General features: G+C 73.8%; 3 protein-coding genes. 2 read left to right on the top strand and 1 reads right to left on the bottom strand.

What is annotated here, in order from left to right; all coding sequences use genetic code 11:
* The coding region (locus HGA02_RS16305; protein ID WP_210728696.1) for a GGDEF domain-containing protein at nt 1-885 on the top strand (885 nt) is incomplete at its 5' end.
* Between the two features lie 83 nt (nt 886-968).
* On the opposite strand, the gene HGA02_RS16300 is transcribed toward HGA02_RS16305, so the two are convergent.
* Nucleotides 969-2,093: an epoxide hydrolase family protein gene (locus tag HGA02_RS16300; protein WP_168680152.1), complete on the bottom strand. Its 1,125-nt coding sequence runs from the start codon at nt 2,091-2,093 to the stop codon at nt 969-971.
* Between the two features lie 143 nt (nt 2,094-2,236).
* On the opposite strand from HGA02_RS16300, the gene HGA02_RS16295 reads away from it, so the two are divergent.
* Nucleotides 2,237-2,481 (top strand): helix-turn-helix transcriptional regulator (locus tag HGA02_RS16295; RefSeq protein WP_168680150.1); only part of this gene is annotated, 245 nt, incomplete at its 3' end.

Raw genomic sequence — 2,481 nt, 5'->3', positions numbered from 1 at the left:
CTCGGGCTCTGGACGACCGGCGAGCGGTCCGTGCCCGACCCGGACGCGCGGACGCTCCGCGTGACCGGCACGTACGAGCGCTCCCCCGACGGCGACGCGGCGGCTGCCGTCGCGTCGAGCCCGGTCGCACGCCGGACCGGCGTCCGGTCGTTCCCGCCGCGCGACGTGATCGCGCTCGCGCGCGACCCCGAGGACGTCGTGCTCGTGGTCCCAGCGAAGGTCAACGACAGCGACTGGGGTCTGCTCACGTTCGTCGGCCCGCTGCAGACCGGCGTCGAGAACGGACGCGAGAGCCCCTACCAGTGCACGGCCCTGCTCACGGTCGCGCTCGAGCTGCGGCACAAGGAGGAGCAGCTGCGCCGCGCCGCGCTGCACGACCCGCTCACCGGGCTGCCCAACCGCGCGCTGTTCACCGAGCAGCTGCAGCGCAGCGTGGCCCGCGCCCAGCACCACACGCACTACCACTTCGGCGTGCTGTTCCTGGACCTCGACGGGTTCAAGGAGGTCAACGACTCGCTCGGGCACGCGGTCGGGGACGAGGTGCTGGTCGCCGTCGCGGGACGGATCAGCCGCGCCGTGCGCGCCAACGACCTCGCGGCGCGGCTCGGCGGCGACGAGTTCGTCGTCCTGCTCGACGGCATGTCGTCGACGGCCGACGCGACGGCCGTCGCCGAACGCCTGAGCCGCGCGCTGCTCGAGCCCCTCGACGTCGGCGGGACGACCGTGCAGGTCGGGGTGAGCGTCGGCATCGCGACGAGCGAGCGGGTCCCGGGCACCGCGGACGACGTCATGCGCGACGCGGACGCGGCGATGTACCGCGTGAAGCAGGGGCGCGCTGCCGCGGCGCTGGCCGGCCTCACCGCGCACGGCGTCCGCGAGCGCTGACCGCGGCCCGGCCGGCCGGCCCGACGAGGGGCGGTGGCCCATGACGCGGGCCACCGTCCCTTGACCTGGTGTCGTCGGGGGCATCAGGCGAAGAACACGCGCAGGTCGTCGACGACGTCCTGCGGGACCTCGAGCGCCGCGTAGTGCCCGCCGCGCGGGTGCTCGGTCCAGTGCTCGATGCGGGCGTTGTCGCGCTCGGCGAGGCTGCGGATCGTCTGGAAGTCGTCCTTGAACACCGCGACCCCGAGACGGCCGGTGCTGACGACCGGTTCGGCGCCGGAGCGCTGCTCGGCGTAGTGGTACCGCACGGCCGTGGCGTACGTGTTGGTGAGCCAGTAGAGGCTGGCCTGCGCGAGCACCTGGTCGGCGGTGACGAGCGAGGTGCCGTTGCCGAAGCTCTCGAAGAGCTCGTGGTACGCGAGCGTCGCGACCGGTGAGTCGGCGAGGCCCGCGGCGACGGTCTGCGGGCGCGACGCGTTCATCGTGTTGTACGCGCCGACCGACTGGAACCACTGCATGTGCGCGAGCGCGGCGTACTCCTGCGGGCCGAAGCCGTCCATCTCCCCCGGCGCACCCGTCGGGAACGAGAACAGCTGCAGCACGTGCGCGCCGCGGAAGCCGTCGGGGTCGAGGATCGCGAGCTCGCGGCCCACCATCGCGCCGCCGTCGCTGCCGTGCACGCCGTAGGAGTCGTAGCCGAGCCCGCGCATGAGCGTGTCGTAGGTGCGTGCGACGCGTGCCATCGTCCAGCCCGCCCCGGCGAGAGGCGTCGAGAAGCCGAAGCCGGGCATCGACGGGACGACCACGTGGAACGCGTCCTGCGGCCGGCCGCCGTGCGCGGTCGGGTCGACGAGCGCGTCGATCATGCCGAGGAAGTCGAGCACCGAGCCCGGGTAGGTGTGCGCGAGCAGCAGCGGCGTCGCGTCGGCGTGCGCCGAGCGGACGTGCAGGAAGTGCAGCGGCTGGTCGTCGATCTCCGTGACGAAGCCCGGGTACGCGTTCAGCCGGTCCTCCACGGCCCGCCAGTCGAACGTCGTCCAGCGCGCGACCATGTCCCGCAGGTACGACTGCGGGGTGCCGTACTCCCAGGAGTCGTCGGGCGCGGCGGGGGCGAAGCGGGTGCGCGCGAGCCGCTCGTGCAGGTCGTCGAGGTCGGCGTCCGGGACGTGGACGGCGAACGGGCGGATCGGGAGCGGGGTGGCGGTCATGGTGGTCTCCGCGGGTCCGTGAGCGGGGTCTTCGTCCTGCTCGGTACCCTCACGCTAGGAGCCGTTCCGGAACGGTTCTTTCCGCTTCTCCCGCCGAATCTGGCGTGTCTGAGGCGGTACCGAGACGAGGTCCCGGAGGGCCCATGGCCACCACGTCCGCCCGGCTGCTCACCCTGCTGGGCCTGCTCCAGTCACGCCCCGACTGGTCCGGCGGCGAGCTCGCCGAGCGGCTCGACGTCACCGACCGCACCGTCCGCAACGACGTCGCGCGCCTGCGCGACCTGGGCTACCCCGTCGACGCCGTCCGCGGACCCGCCGGCCGCTACCGGCTCGGCGCCGGTGCGCGCGTACCCCCGCTCCTGCTCGACGACGCCGAGGCCGTCGCCGT

Origin of the sequence: Cellulomonas septica (assembly GCF_012396155.1) — a bacterium.
GTDB classification, from domain to species: domain Bacteria; phylum Actinomycetota; class Actinomycetes; order Actinomycetales; family Cellulomonadaceae; genus Cellulomonas; species Cellulomonas septica.
Note: the sequence above shows the minus strand (reverse complement) of the source record. Positions and strands in the feature narration are given on the sequence as shown.

Excerpts from the sequence above, each read along its gene's own strand:
- HGA02_RS16300 (WP_168680152.1), bottom strand. The coding sequence starts at position 2,093 with ATGACCGCCACCCCGCTCCCGATCCGCCCGTTCGCCGTCCACGTCCCG.